The sequence below is a fragment of the Micromonospora sp. NPDC050784 genome, from assembly GCF_044456765.1.
Lineage (GTDB): Bacteria > Actinomycetota > Actinomycetes > Mycobacteriales > Micromonosporaceae > Micromonospora > Micromonospora foliorum.
The window spans coordinates 200,534-213,762 of the sequence record NZ_JBITGG010000013.1 but is presented as its reverse complement, the minus strand read 5'-3'; the positions used below and the strand labels follow the sequence as shown (position 1 = coordinate 213,762).

Sequence of the window (13,229 nt, the reverse complement as noted above, 5' to 3'; positions counted from 1 at the left end):
TTGGGGGGGGGGGGTCCCGGCACGCCCCCCCGCCGGGGGCCCCGGGGCGGGGGGCGGGGGGGGGGGTGGGGGCGCCCGGGGGGGGGGGGGGCCGGGGGGGGGGGGCGGCCCCCCCGGCCGAGGTGGACCCGGAAGGGAGGGTTGATGGAGTTCGACTTCGCCGATCAGCAGCCGAAGTTCCTCATGCTGATGTACGGGCTGGTCGCCTTCGTGCTGGTGGTGGGTGGTCTCCTACTGCTGCTCGACGTTGTGCCGGCCTGGTTCGCCCGGCGACGGGAGGCGCAGCTCGTCGCCGCCTCCGCGAGCGGGGCCCCGCTGCCCCGTCGGCCCAAGCAACGGGAAGGGATCTTCGCGTTCTTCTTCCTGCTGCCGACGCTGCTGCTGCTCGTCATCGGTCTGGTCGTGCCGGCCATCCGCACCATGCTGCTCTCCCTGATGAACAGGACCAGCACGGAGTGGGTGGGGTTGGACAACTTCGGCTGGATGTTCTCCGACGACTCGATCGTCCGGGTCCTGATCAACACCCTGGTCTGGGTGCTCCTGGTCCCGCTGGTGGCGACCGGCTTCGGCCTGATCTACGCCGTCCTGGTGGACAAGGCCCGGTTCGAGTCGGTGGCCAAGTCGCTGATCTTCCTGCCGATGGCCATCTCCTTCGTCGGCGCCAGCATCATCTGGAAGTTCGTCTACGCCTACCGGGGTGACGGCGACCAGATCGGTCTGCTCAACCAGATCGTGGTCAGCCTGGGTGGTGAGTCCAAGCAGTGGCTGCTCGAATCACCCCTGAACACGCTGCTGCTGATCGTCATCATGATCTGGATCCAGGCCGGCTTCGCCATGGTGGTGCTCTCCGCGGCGATCAAGGCGATCCCCGGCGACATCGTCGAAGCCGCCCGGCTCGACGGTGTCAGCCCGTGGCAGATGTTCTGGCAGATCACCATGCCGAGCATCCGACCCGCGTTGATCGTCGTGATGGTGACCCTCACCATCGCCACGCTCAAGGTCTTCGACATCGTCCGGACCTCGACGAACGGCAACTACGACACCAGCGTGATCGCCAACGAGATGTACAACCAGGCGTTCCGGTACGGCGAGAACGGACGGGGTTCCGCGCTCGCCGTCTTCCTCTTCATCCTGGTCATCCCGGTCGTGATCTACCAGATCCGTAACCTCCGTCAACAGCGGGAGGGCTGAGATGACGACCGCAACGCCCACCGTCGCCGCCGGCACCCAGAAGACCGACGGCACCCCGACCACCACGGCCGGCCGGGTCCGCAAGCGCCTGAACAGCCGCACCGCGACGCTCGTCTCGATCGTCATCGCGGTGGTGTGGACCATCCCGACCTTCGGCCTGCTGGTCTCCTCCCTCCGTCCGGAGGACGAGATCAAGACCACCGGCTGGTGGACGGCCTTCACCAACCCGCAGTTCACGTTCGAGAACTACGAGCAGGTCCTGTTCGGGCGGTCGGCGTCCTCCGGGCAGCTCGCCGGGTCCTTCATCAACTCGCTGGCGATCACCATCCCGTCGGTGCTCTTCCCGCTCGCCTTCGCGTGCCTCGCCGCGTACGCGCTCGCGTGGATCAACTTCCGCGGCCGGGACTGGCTCTACATCGCGATCTTCGCGTTGCAGATCGTGCCGTTGCAGATGGCTCTGGTGCCGTTGCTGAAGTTCTTCTCCACCGGCGTCACCCTCGGCGGCGTCACCCTGATGCCGGCCTGGGATCTGGTCGATGAGCAGAAGTTCGCCCAGGTGTGGTTCGCGCACACCTGCTTCGCGCTTCCGTTCGCCGTGTTCCTGTTGCACAACTTCATCTCGCAGCTGCCGGGCGACCTGATGGAGGCGGCCCGGGTCGACGGGGCCACCCACCCGAAGATCTTCCGCACCATCGTGCTGCCGCTGATCACCCCGGCGCTCGCGGCGTTCGGCATCTTCCAGTTCCTCTGGGTCTGGAACGACCTGCTGGTCGCGCTGATCTTCGCCGGTGGCGGCGACGAGACCGCCCCGCTCACCGTCCGGCTCGCCGAGATGGCCGGCACCCGCGGCAACGAGTGGCAGCGTCTGACCGCCGGTGCGTTCGTCAGCATCGTCATACCGCTCATCGTGTTCCTGTCCCTGCAACGCTTCTTCGTGCGAGGTCTGCTCGCCGGCAGCGTCAAGGGCTGACCCGCGCGCCCGCCGCCGCCTGGCCCCTCGGGCGGCGGCGGGCGCTCCGGGCACCGAGCGGGGGAAACCGTGACGAGGATCGATGATGTGGCCCGGCTGGCCGGTGTGTCCACGGCCACCGTCTCGCGGGCGCTGCGGGGACTACCGACGGTCTCGGCCGCGACCCGGCGCCGGGTACTCGCCGCCGCCGAGCAACTCGACTACGAGGTCTCACCGAGCGCGTCCCGGCTCGCCGGTGGACGGACCGGCACGGTCGCGGTGGTGGTCCCCCGGATCACCCGCTGGTTCTTCAGCACCGTCGTCGAGGCGGTCGAGGAGTACCTCCACCAGTCCGGCTACGACCTGCTGCTCTACAACCTGGGCGGCCGGGAGCAGGTCCGCCAGCGGGTCCTGCGGACGGCCAACCTGCACAAGCGGGTGGACGCCATGATGCTGGTCGCCACGCCGTTGCGTCCGGCCGACCTCACCGCGCTGGCCACACTGGAACTGCCCGGAGTCACCATCAGCTCGGGCAGCAGGGTGCCCAACTGGCCGTGCGTACGCATCGACGACGTGGCGGCCGCGCGGGCCGCCACCAAGCACCTGATCGACCTCGGCCATCACCGGATCGCCCACATCTCCGGCGACCCGGACGACGAGCTGGCCTTCACCACCCACCTCGACCGGCGCCGGGGTTACCAGGCGGCGCTGCGCTCCGCCGGCCTGCGACCCGACCCGACCCTGGACATCGAGTCCACCTTCACCATCGACGGCGGCAACCGGGCCACCGCCGAACTGCTGGCCCGCGGTGAGCCGCCGACCGCAATAGTCGCCGCGTGCGACGAGATGGCGATGGGCGCGATGACCGCCCTGCGTGAGGTCGGACTGCGGGTGCCGCAGGACGTCAGCGTGGTCGGCATCGACGACCACGACCTGGCCGGTGTGCTCGGGCTCAGCACCGTCGCCCAGCCCGCCGCCGAGCAGGGCCGGCTGGCCGCCCAGATGCTGCTCGACCCGCTCGGGGCCCGACCGCCGAGTGGCCCCATCGTCAGTCAACGGGGCACCGGTTGCGACACTCCGGTGGTCCTGCCCACTCGGTTGGTGGTCCGGGACTCGACCGCACCGCCCCGGGCACACTGAAATCCAAAACACCGCAACACGGGAGACGACCCTGAACACCGACCCGACGCAGCAGACCCCCTCCGGTCACCCGGCCACCGGCTGGTGGACCGAGGCCGCCATCTACCAGATCTACCCCCGCTCGTTCGCCGACTCGGACGGGGACGGCATCGGTGACCTGCCCGGCATCACCGCCCGCCTCGACCATCTGGTCGAGCTGGGCGTGGACGCGGTGTGGCTCTCTCCCTTCTACCCCTCGCCGCAGGCCGACGCCGGTTACGACGTGGCCGACTACCGCGACATCGACCCGCTGTTCGGCACCCTCGCCGACGCGGACAAGCTGATCGCCGAGGCCCGGTCCCGCAACCTGCGGGTGATCGTCGACCTGGTCCCGAACCACACCTCCTCGGCGCACCGCTGGTTCCAGGCCGCGCTGCCGGCCGCGCCCGGCAGCCCGGAACGGTCCCGGTACATCTTCCGGGACGGCCGCGGTCCGGCCGGCGACCAGCCGCCGAACGACTGGCAGAGCGTCTTCGGTGGTCCCGCCTGGACCCGGACCGTCGACGCCGACGGGCAACCCGGCCAGTGGTACCTGCACCTGTTCGACACCGGGCAGCCCGACCTCAACTGGGACAACCCGGAGGTGCACGCGGAGTTCCTGGACGTGCTGAGGTTCTGGCTGGACCGCGGCGTGGACGGCTTCCGGGTCGACGTGGCGCACGGCCTCATCAAGCAGGCCGACCTGGCCGACTGGCAGGAGCCGCAGGAGATCCTCTCCGGCAACGAGATCGACAAGCCGCGCCCGCCGATGTGGGACCAGGACGGCGTGCACGAGATCTACCGGCAGTGGCGGCAGGTTCTGGACAGCTACCCCGGCGAACGGGTGCTGGTCGCCGAGGCCTGGGTGGAGCCGGCCGAGCGGCTGGCCCGCTACGTGCGCCCGGACGAGATGCACCAGGCGTTCAACTTCGAGTACCTGCTCGCCGCGTGGACCGCACCGGCCCAGTACGCGGTGATCACCCGCTCGTTGGAGGCGACCGACTCGGTCGGCGCACCGACCACCTGGGTGCTGTCCAACCACGACGTCGTGCGGCACGCCTCCCGGCTCGGCCTGCCGGTCGGCACCGTACGCCCCAACGGCATCGGCATCGGCGACCCGCAGCCCGACGCCGCGCTCGGTCTGCGCCGGGCCCGGGCGGCCACCCTGCTGATGCTCGCGCTGCCCGGCTCGGCGTACCTCTACCAGGGTGAGGAGCTGGGGCTGCCCGAGCACACCACCCTTCCCGACGAGGCCCGGCAGGACCCGACCTGGGCGCGCAGCGGGCACACCCAGCGCGGCCGGGACGGCTGCCGGGTGCCGATCCCGTGGGAGGCCGACGCCCCGTCGTACGGCTTCGGGCCGACCGACGCGAGCTGGCTGCCGCAGCCCGCGCTCTGGGCGGAGTACGCGCTGGACCGCCAGCGCGACGTGCCCGGCTCGACGTACGAGCTGTACCGCACGGCGCTGCGGTTGCGCCGCGCCCACGGGCTGGGTCGCGGCACCCTGGAGTGGCTGTCCTCCGGCGACGAGGTGCTGAGCTTCCGCAACGGTGAGCTGACCGTGCTGACCAACTTCGGTGCCGCCCCGGTGCCGGTGCCGGCCGATGCCGAGGTGCTCGCCGCCAGCGCGGCCCTGGACGACGACGGCGCGGTCCCGGCCGACGTGACCGTCTGGCTGCGCGGCTGATCTCGCGCCGACCGGCCCGTCCCGCGGTACTCGCGGGCGGGCCGGTCGGTGTGGACCGGCTCGCTTTGGAGCTGACGTCGTAAACGATTTATGCCCGCCCGCCGCGCGGGGACGCCTGCGCCCCTCAAAACCGCACACCGAACGTGCCGCCCACGCCGCCGCCGCGCCGATCTTGCAGTTTCGGTTGTCGGTATGGCTTCTATGCCGCTTATGTCGGGACAGTAAGTGCAAGATCGCGGGGCGAGGGGTGGTCCGGCCTGTCGATCATGGAGTTATGGTGCCGGGTTTGGTGTTCTCCGGGTCATTTGTCCTCCACCGCAACCCCATGATCGACGAGGTGGGGCGGGGGTGGGGGCGGGGGCGGGGGGCGGGGCGGGGCGGGGTTAGAGGTGGTCGGCTCGGGTGTGTAGCAGGTCGTGCACGTTGTCGATGTCCGCCGGTGAGGTACGCGAGGCGAGCCAGTACATGATGCCGGTCGGGATGAAGAAGAGCTGGAACGCGGCCAGCCCGACGGCGAAGTTCAGCGGTGGCGGGAATGCCGCTCGCAGTGCCTGGAAGGCCACCCCGACCAGCCCGTTGCCGGCCGCGCGTCCGACACCGTTGACCAGGTTGCCCAGGCTGTAGACCGTGCCCCGGTGCTCCGGTGGGTTGACGTCGGCGATCAACGCGAACCAGTTCGGTGAGTTGGCCGAGGTCAACGCGAGCGCCACGATGGCGGTGAGCAGGCTCAGCCCGACCGACGGCTCGGTGAACACACTGGCCAGCACCGCACCGACGACCGCTCCGCCGCTCGCGCCGTCCGGCACGTCGATGGTCACCGGGACGAAGAACAACACCAGGTAGAACGGCAGGGCGGCGAGGACGCCGATCGAGGCGACGAGTGCCCGCCCTCGCGGGGTACGCCGTTGCACCGCGTCGCCGATCAGGCCGCCCACGATGGACAGCACCCCACCGAGCTGGAACAGGGTGGCGAAAACGCTGCCCACCACCACAGCCGTCGACGTGGAGTAACCCTGGGCCTCGGCCCGTTCGGCGAAGAGCACTGGCAGCCAGACCAGCGAGCCGAACGCGGCCTGCGCGGTCAGACCCTGCAGGATCAGCCACCGGTTGGTCCGTCGGGCCAGGATGCGCGGCAGGTCGGCGCGGCTGATCCGGTAGTCGTACTCGGCGCCGGCGTCGAGCCGGCCGGCCAGTTCCGGCTCGCTCTGGCCTCGCCGGATGTCGTACGTGAACAGGTAGGCCAGGGTGGCGACCAGGCCGACGCCGGTCAGCAGCAGGAACGGCCGCCGCCAGTCGGCCGCGCCGAGCAGCCCGCCGACGAGGGTGCCGGCGAGGGTGCCGACCCCCTGGGAGAGCCCCCAGAAGCTCATCACCAGCCCGCGCCGGGTCGGTGAGATCAGGTCGGTGACCACCGAGAAGCCCACCGAGCCGACGGCGCCGAGGCCGACCGCCGCGACCAACTGCGCGGCCAGGAACGTCAGGTAACCGCCGGCGAGCGCACTACCGCCGGTGCCCGCCGCCCAGAGGAGTGTGCCCACCATGAGCAGCGGCTTGCGGTTGGTCCGGTCCCCGACGTACGCCCAGCCGACCGCCGCGACCGCGCTGACCAGGAAACTGACCGCGGTGACCACGCCGAGCAGCCGCCCGGACACGTCGAACGCGTCGGAGATCGGGCCGTACAGCGGGGGGACCAGCCCGATCGCCACGTTGTCCAGCGAGGCGAGCAGCACGAACACCACGACGCTGTACAACCGGTGCGCCGGCCCGCCGCCCCGACCGTGCGGGCGCTGGCCGGGCCCGCCACTGGTCACCGTCATGACCGGCAGCCAACCAGACTCCGTGGAGGAGGTCGTCACGCGGGTGGGTGCCGGTCAGCGTCCACCGGCACCCACCCGTGTCGATCCCGACGCTCAGCGCCGGTCGAGCACCAACCCGCGAGCCGCGGCGTACTGCTCGCGGACGGCGGGGACGGCCGCGGCCGCGTACTCCTCGGTGCCCTCGACCGCCCAGACCGGCGGCGCGGCACCACCCAGGGCGACCCAGGCGGCCTGCCGGGCGGCGCCGTCGGCGACGTACTCCCCGGCCGGCGGGACGACCACCGGGCAGCCGAAGACCTGCGGGGCGATCCGACGCACCGCGGCCGACCGGGCCCCGCCGCCGACCAGGATGACCCGGCCGACGGTGGCGCCCTGCGCGGTCAACGCGTCCAGCCCGTCGGCGAGCGCGCAGAGCATGCCCTCCACGGCGGCCCGCGCCAGGTGCGCGGGGGTCGACGTGCGCAGGGTCAGGCCGTGCACCGCGCCGGTGGCGAGGGGTCGGTTCGGCGTCCGCTCGCCCTCCAGGTAGGGCACCATGACCAGCCCGTCCGCCCCGGCTGGCGCGGAGAGCGCCAGCTCGGCCAGCTCGTCCAGGTTGACGCCGAGCATCGCGGCGGCGGCGTCCAGCACCCGGGCCGCGTTGAGCGTGCAGACCAGGGGCAGGAAACGGCCGGACGCGTCGGCGAAGCCCGCGACCGTACCGCTCTCGTCGGCGGCCGGCACGTCGGCGACGCTGAACACGGTGCCGGAGGTGCCGATCGAGACGACCACGTCACCCGGGCCGGCACCGACACCCAGCGCGGCGGCGGCGTTGTCCCCGGTGCCGGCGCCGAGCAGCGCACCGCCCGACCCGCCCAGCTCGTCGGCGAGCTTCCCCGCCGACTCGGCCGGACCGAGCACCTCGGGCACCACCAACCGCCGACCGAAGCCCCGCTCCAGCAGGTCCAGTCGGTAGTCACCGGTCGCGGGCGACCAGTAGCCGGTGCCGCTGGCGTCGCCCCGGTCGGTACGCAGCGCGCCCAACCCCGGTGCGCCGGCCAGCCGCCAGGTCAGCCAGTCGTGTGGCAGGCAGACGGCGGCCACCCGGGCGGCCAGCTCCGGTTCGTGTTTGGCCAGCCACCGCAGCTTGGTGATGGTGAAGCTGGCCACCGGAACGCTGCCGGTGGCCTCGGCCCAGAAGCGACTCCCGGCCGAGCCGCCGCCGGCCTCCTCGATGAGGTCGGCGGCGGCGTCGGCGGATCGGGTGTCGTTCCACAGCAGCGCCGGGCGGACCACCCGGCCGTCCTCGTCGAGACACACCATGCCGTGCTGCTGGCCGGCGACGGAGATCGCCGCCACGTCGGCCAACCCGCCGGCCTGGTCGGCGGCGCTGCGCAGCGCCTGCCACCAGGCTTCCGGGTCGACCTCCGTGCCGTCCGGGTGCGGTGCCCGGCCCTGCCGGAGCAGGGCGCCGGTCTCCGCGTCCCGGATCACCACCTTGCAGGACTGGGTGGACGAGTCAACGCCTGCGACCAACGGCATGGCGGGGCCTCAGCGGGCGCCGAGCAGGTGCTCGACGGCGAGCTGGTTGAGCCGGACGAAGGCGAAGCCCCGGGCGGCCACCGCGTCCACGTCGACGTCCTCGAACGCGGACCTGTCGGCCAGGAACTCCTCGTAGCTCTCGCCGTCGCCGAGCGTCGGCGTGCTCAGGTCGCCGACCTTGCTGGCGGCGAGCGCCTCGATCACCTCGGGGTCGGCGCGGAACGCCGCCGCGCGCTCCTTGAGCAGCAGGTAGGTGCTCATGTTGGCGGCCGCGGAGGCCCACACGCCCTCCATGTCCTCGGTGCGGGAGGGCTTGTAGTCGAAGTGCCGGGGGCCGTCGTACGCCGGGCCGCCGTTGGGGCCGCCGTTCTCCAGGAGGTCCACCAGGGCGAACGCGTTCATCAGGTCACCGTGGCCGAAGACCAGGTCCTGGTCGTACTTGATGCCGCGCTGGCCGTTGAGGTCCAGGTGGAACAGCTTGCCCTGCCAGAGCGCCTGGGCGATGCCGTGGGCGTAGTTGAGCCCGGCCATCTGCTCGTGGCCGACCTCCGGGTTGAGGCCGACCAGCTCCGGGTGGGCCAGCTGGGAGATGAAGCCGAGCGCGTGCCCGATGGTCGGCAGCAGGATGTCGCCGCGCGGCTCGTTGGGCTTGGGCTCCAGGGCGAACCGCAGGTTGTAGCCCTTGTCGATGGAGTACTGGGTGAGCAGGTCCACGGCCTCGCGGTAGCGGTCCAGGGCGGCGCGGACGTCCTTGGCGAGGTCGTACTCGGAGCCCTCGCGGCCACCCCACATGACGAAGGTGCTGGCACCCAGCTCGGCGGCCAGGTCGACCTGCCGCAGCACCTTGCGCAGGGCGAAGCGGCGGACGTCGCGGTCGTTGCTGGTGAAGCCGCCGTCCTTGAAGATGGGGTGGGTGAAGAGGTTGGTGGTGACCATGGGTACCACGAGGCCGGTCTCGTCGAGGGCCTTGCGGAACCGGGCGATGTGCTGGTCCCGGGCGGCGGCGTCGGCGCCGAACGGGATCAGGTCGTCGTCGTGGAAGGTGATGCCGTACGCGCCCAGTTCGGCGAGCCGGTGCACTGCCTCGACCGCGTCGAGCTCGGGACGGGTGGCGTCACCGAACGGGTCGCGGGCCTGCCAGCCCACGGTCCAGAGCCCGAAGGAGAACTTGTCGGCGGGGGTGGGACGGGGTGCCATGAGCGACCTCCGGGTGGTGTTGTCCGCTATTTGTTCAGCGATTGAATTATTTGCCCACCCTATGGCAGTGTCAAGGGGGTGAGCCTCACCCACGCCCCGGCCGGCGCAGTCCGTCAGGGCAGTCTGCGCGAGCTCAACCTCGCCCTGGTCCTCGGCCGGATCGCCGCGGCCGACCGACCTCCCTCACGGGCCGACCTGGCGACCGCTACCGGCCTGACCAGAGCCACCGTGTCCGCGGTGGTCGAGGACCTGCTCGCCGGCCGGCTGGTCAGTGAGTCCGACCCCGCACCCCGCTCCGGCGCCGGCCGCCCGGCACGCGGACTGGTCCTGGCCGACCAGGGGCCGGCCGGGCTCGGCCTGGAGGTCAACGTCGACTACCTGGCGGTCTGCGTGGTGGACCTCGCCGGCCAGGTCCGGCACCGCACGGTGCACCGGGCCGACCTGCGCCCGGTGGCCCCCGCCGACGCTCTGGCCCGCCTGGTCGAGATGGCCGGGGCGGCCCGCGAGGACGCTGCCCGGCACGGCCTCACCCTGGTCGGCGCCGCGCTCGCGGTGCCCGGGCTGGTGGACGACGCCGGGCTGGTCCGGCTCGCGCCGAACCTCGGTTGGCGTGACGTGCCGGTGCCCGCGCTGCTCGCCGAGCACCCTCCGCTGATCGAGGAGGTGCCCGGCGTCCCCGCGCTGATGGTGGACAACGAGGCCAACCTCGCCGCGCTCGGCGAGCTGCACTCGCAGCCACCCGGCCCGTCCAGCTTCCTGCACATCTCCGGAGAGGTGGGCATCGGCGCCGGCATCGTGCTGGACGGCGCGCTGTTTCGCGGCGTACGCGGGTGGAGCGGCGAGATCGGGCACCTTCCGGTCCACCCCGAGGGCCGTCCGTGCCGCTGCGGTGGGCAGGGCTGCCTGGAGCAGTACGCCGGGCAGGAGGCGATCGTGGCCGCCGCAGGGCTGGCCCGGGCCGAGCTTCCGGCGGACACCGCGACGGCCCGGCTCGCCGAGTTGGCCGAGGCCGGCGACGCCAAGGCGCTACGGGCACTGCACGAGGCCGGAACGGCGCTCGGGGTCGCGGTGGCCAGCGTCGTCAACCTGCTCGACCTGGACACCGTGGTGCTCGGTGGCGGTTACGCGGCGCTCGCACCCTGGTTGTGCCCCCCGGTCCTCGCCGAGATCAGGGCCCGGGTGCTCACCGCCGCCTGGTCGCCGGTCACGGTCCGGCCGTCAAGGCTCGGCGCGGAGGCCGCCGCGGTAGGCGCCGCCGGCTCGGTGGCCCGCCGGATCGTCGCCCAGCCCGCCGGCTGGCTGGCCCGCTCCGGCTGATCGCCACCCCGCGCGGTGGGCCTCTGTCGGGGAGGATCGGTACCCTTGCTCCCAGGCAACGATCCCCGGTGAGGAGTCGAGAAGCAGCATGGGCACACGTCGTCAGACGCGAGCCGGCGTCCGGCGGTGACCACGACCCGGCAACCCGGCGGCACCCCATTGCCGGCCGACGAGCGGTTGGCCCGCGAGTTGCTTGACGGGCTCGCCGAGGCCGTGCTGACCACCGACGACACGGGCCGGGTCACCCTGGTCAACGCCATGGCGGCCGAGCTGATCCCGGAGATCGACGCCGGCACCGCGCTGGCCGGCTGCCCGGTGGCAGCCCTGGCCCGGGCGGTCGCCAGCGGCGCCGACCGCTTCGAGGCCGACCACCACGGCCGGCGACTGCGCGGCGTCCGGCGGCGACTCGCCGGCTCCCGGTGGGCGTGGTATGTCCGCGACGTCACCGAGGAGCACGCCCGCGCCGAAGCCCTGCTCGCCGAACGCTCCCGCACCGCGTTCCTCGCCCAGGCCGGCAGCCGGCTGGCGCTGGCCCTGCACCGGGATCAGGTTCTGCTGGCCACCACCACCCTCGCCGTTCCCTACCTGGCCGACGTCGCTGTGGCACTGCCCCGACCGACCGCGCCGGCCGAGCCGCACGCCCGGTGGATCCGGTACGCCGACGGCGAGCCCGCGCCGGTCACCGGGCTGGCCGGTCCCGCGCTGACCAGCGCTGTGGCCAAGCTGGCCGAGGCGCTGGCCGGCGACCGCGCCGAGCCGGGCCCCTGGCCGGACGCCCCACGCACCGAGCTGGCCGATCTGCTGCCGCCCGGGTTCGGCCCGCCGGGCGTGGTGCTGGCCAGCCCGCTGCTCAGCACCAGCGGGTCGGCCGGCGCGCTGCTGCTCATCCGTCGGCCCGGGCGGGCCGGCTTCGACAGGCGCGACGTGGAGCTGGCCCGGGAGTTCGCCGCCCGTGCGGGTGCCGCGCTGGCGACCGCGGACCTGCACGGTGAGCAGGCCCACCTGGCCCGGGTGCTGCAGACCAGCCTGCTCCCGCCCGAGCTGCCCGTCGTGCCCGGGGTGACCATGGCCGGCGGCTACCGGGCCGCCGGCGACACCCTGCGCATCGGCGGCGACTTCTACGAGGTGTTTCCACACCCACGCGGCGCCCTGTTCGCCCTCGGCGACGTGTGCGGCAAGGGCGTGGGCGCGGCGGTGCTGACCGGCCGGGTCCGCCAGTCGTTGCAGACGCTGCGGCTCGTCGAGCAACGCCCACTGGAGCTGATCCACCTGCTCAACCAGGCGCTGTTCGACGCGCCGGACGCGGCACGGCGCAGCCAGTTCACCACCCTGCTGCTCGGTTCCCTGGACCGCGGGCCGGCCGGGCTGGACGTCCGGATCGCCGGCGGGGGGCACCCGGCGCCCCTCCTGGTCACCGCCGACGGCACGGTCACCACCGTCCCGGTCGGTGGCATGCCGGTGGGGGCGCTGACAGCCGCACGGTTCGCCGAGACCCGGGTGCACCTCGATCCGGGCGACCTGCTGCTCGCGTACACCGATGGGGTGACCGGGGCGCGCGGCCCGCGCGACCCGGCGACGTTCGGCGAGGCCCGGCTGCGGGCCGCGCTCGCGGCGGCGGCCGGGCAACCGCCGGCGGCGCTGATCGACCGGGTGCTCCGGGTGGTCGACGACTGGCTGGACGGGCAGGCCCACGACGACGTCGCGATGCTGGCCGTGGGCGCGTCGGCGCCGGCATGACCGACGGGAGACGGCCCGGCCGGCTTGATCAGGCGGTACGCGCCACCGGCGGGTCGCCGGCCGGCCATTCTCGGGTGGTGCCGATCGATCGTTCCGGGCCGCCCGACGAACCCGTCCACACCGCCCGGGTCTGCCGACCAGAATCGGCCGACCAGTCCCCCGATCGCCCACCGGGCCAGTCCGGGTCGTCCGGCCAGTCCCCCTGGCCCGTCGACTCCCCGGGCGACGGCGCGTGCTGCGCCTGCTGGCGGCGGGCGGTCTCATCGAATTCCCGCATCCCGCGCAGCAGCGCGTCGCGGCCCTCCCGGCTCATCCCGGTCAGCACGGCGGCGAGTTGCGCCTGGCGGTCGGCCCGCAGCTCGGCGAGGAGCCGGCGGGCCTCCGGGGTGAGGTGCAGCGAGATCTCCCGCCGGTCGAAGCGGCCCGGCTCGCGCTCCAGCATGCCGGCGGCGACCAGCCGGTCGCAGAGGCGGCTGGCGGAGCTGAGCAGCATGTCGAGCCGGGTGGCGAGCCGACGCAGGTTGATCCCGTCGGACTGCTCCACCACCATCACCGCCCGTAACTGGGCGCCGGAGACGCGGTTGGCGGTGCCCTCCCGGGCAGACTCCCAGATGCCCAGCAGGGCAGCGGCCGCCGAGTCCAGCGCGGCAGCCAT

Annotated in this window: 10 protein-coding genes; 6 read left to right on the top strand and 4 right to left on the bottom strand. The window is 72.9% G+C overall.

Annotation, left to right across the window (positions count from 1 at the left end):
* Positions 1-144: 144 nt before the first annotated feature.
* The 4 genes from ACIBD9_RS19645 to ACIBD9_RS19630 all read left to right on the top strand — a co-directional run bounded on the left by ACIBD9_RS19645 (position 145) and on the right by ACIBD9_RS19630 (position 4,985).
* Complete coding sequence (locus ACIBD9_RS19645) at positions 145-1,191, top strand: carbohydrate ABC transporter permease (protein ID WP_396719468.1); 1,047 nt, start codon at positions 145-147, stop codon at positions 1,189-1,191.
* Between the two features lies 1 nt (position 1,192).
* Positions 1,193-2,161 carry a carbohydrate ABC transporter permease gene (locus tag ACIBD9_RS19640; protein WP_396719466.1) on the top strand — a complete coding sequence of 323 codons (969 nt, stop codon included), beginning with the start codon at positions 1,193-1,195 and terminating at the stop codon, positions 2,159-2,161.
* A gap of 69 nt (positions 2,162-2,230) precedes the next feature.
* The gene (locus ACIBD9_RS19635; protein ID WP_396719464.1) at positions 2,231-3,280 is read left to right on the top strand and encodes a LacI family DNA-binding transcriptional regulator; all 1,050 of its coding nucleotides are present in this window, start codon (positions 2,231-2,233) and stop codon (positions 3,278-3,280) included.
* A 31-nt stretch (positions 3,281-3,311) separates the two neighbouring features.
* Positions 3,312-4,985, top strand: a complete 1,674-nt coding sequence (locus ACIBD9_RS19630; RefSeq protein WP_396719493.1) for a glycoside hydrolase family 13 protein — start codon at positions 3,312-3,314, stop codon at positions 4,983-4,985.
* Positions 4,986-5,368: 383 nt separating this feature from the next.
* Here ACIBD9_RS19630 and ACIBD9_RS19625 read toward each other — a convergent pair whose 3' ends face one another.
* From ACIBD9_RS19625 to xylA, 3 genes are all read right to left on the bottom strand, one after another.
* Complete coding sequence (locus ACIBD9_RS19625; protein ID WP_396719462.1) at positions 5,369-6,802, bottom strand: MFS transporter; 1,434 nt, start codon at positions 6,800-6,802, stop codon at positions 5,369-5,371.
* Between the two features lie 93 nt (positions 6,803-6,895).
* Entirely contained in the window at positions 6,896-8,323 is a 1,428-nt protein-coding gene (gene xylB, locus ACIBD9_RS19620) for a xylulokinase (RefSeq protein ID WP_396719460.1), read from the bottom strand.
* A gap of 9 nt (positions 8,324-8,332) precedes the next feature.
* Positions 8,333-9,520 (bottom strand): xylose isomerase, encoded by a 1,188-nt coding sequence (gene xylA, locus ACIBD9_RS19615; protein ID WP_396719458.1) that lies wholly within the window; start codon positions 9,518-9,520, stop codon positions 8,333-8,335.
* 78 nt (positions 9,521-9,598) lie between these two features.
* On the opposite strand from xylA, the gene ACIBD9_RS19610 reads away from it, so the two are divergent.
* A complete protein-coding gene (locus ACIBD9_RS19610) occupies positions 9,599-10,837 on the top strand; it encodes an ROK family protein (protein WP_396719456.1) in 1,239 nt (412 codons plus the stop codon).
* A gap of 126 nt (positions 10,838-10,963) precedes the next feature.
* Positions 10,964-12,574 carry a SpoIIE family protein phosphatase gene (locus ACIBD9_RS19605; protein ID WP_396719454.1) on the top strand — a complete coding sequence of 537 codons (1,611 nt, stop codon included), beginning with the start codon at positions 10,964-10,966 and terminating at the stop codon, positions 12,572-12,574.
* A 28-nt stretch (positions 12,575-12,602) separates the two neighbouring features.
* On the opposite strand, the gene ACIBD9_RS19600 is transcribed toward ACIBD9_RS19605, so the two are convergent.
* Positions 12,603-13,229, bottom strand: coding sequence for a MarR family winged helix-turn-helix transcriptional regulator (locus tag ACIBD9_RS19600; protein ID WP_396719452.1), 627 nt, complete (start codon positions 13,227-13,229; stop codon positions 12,603-12,605).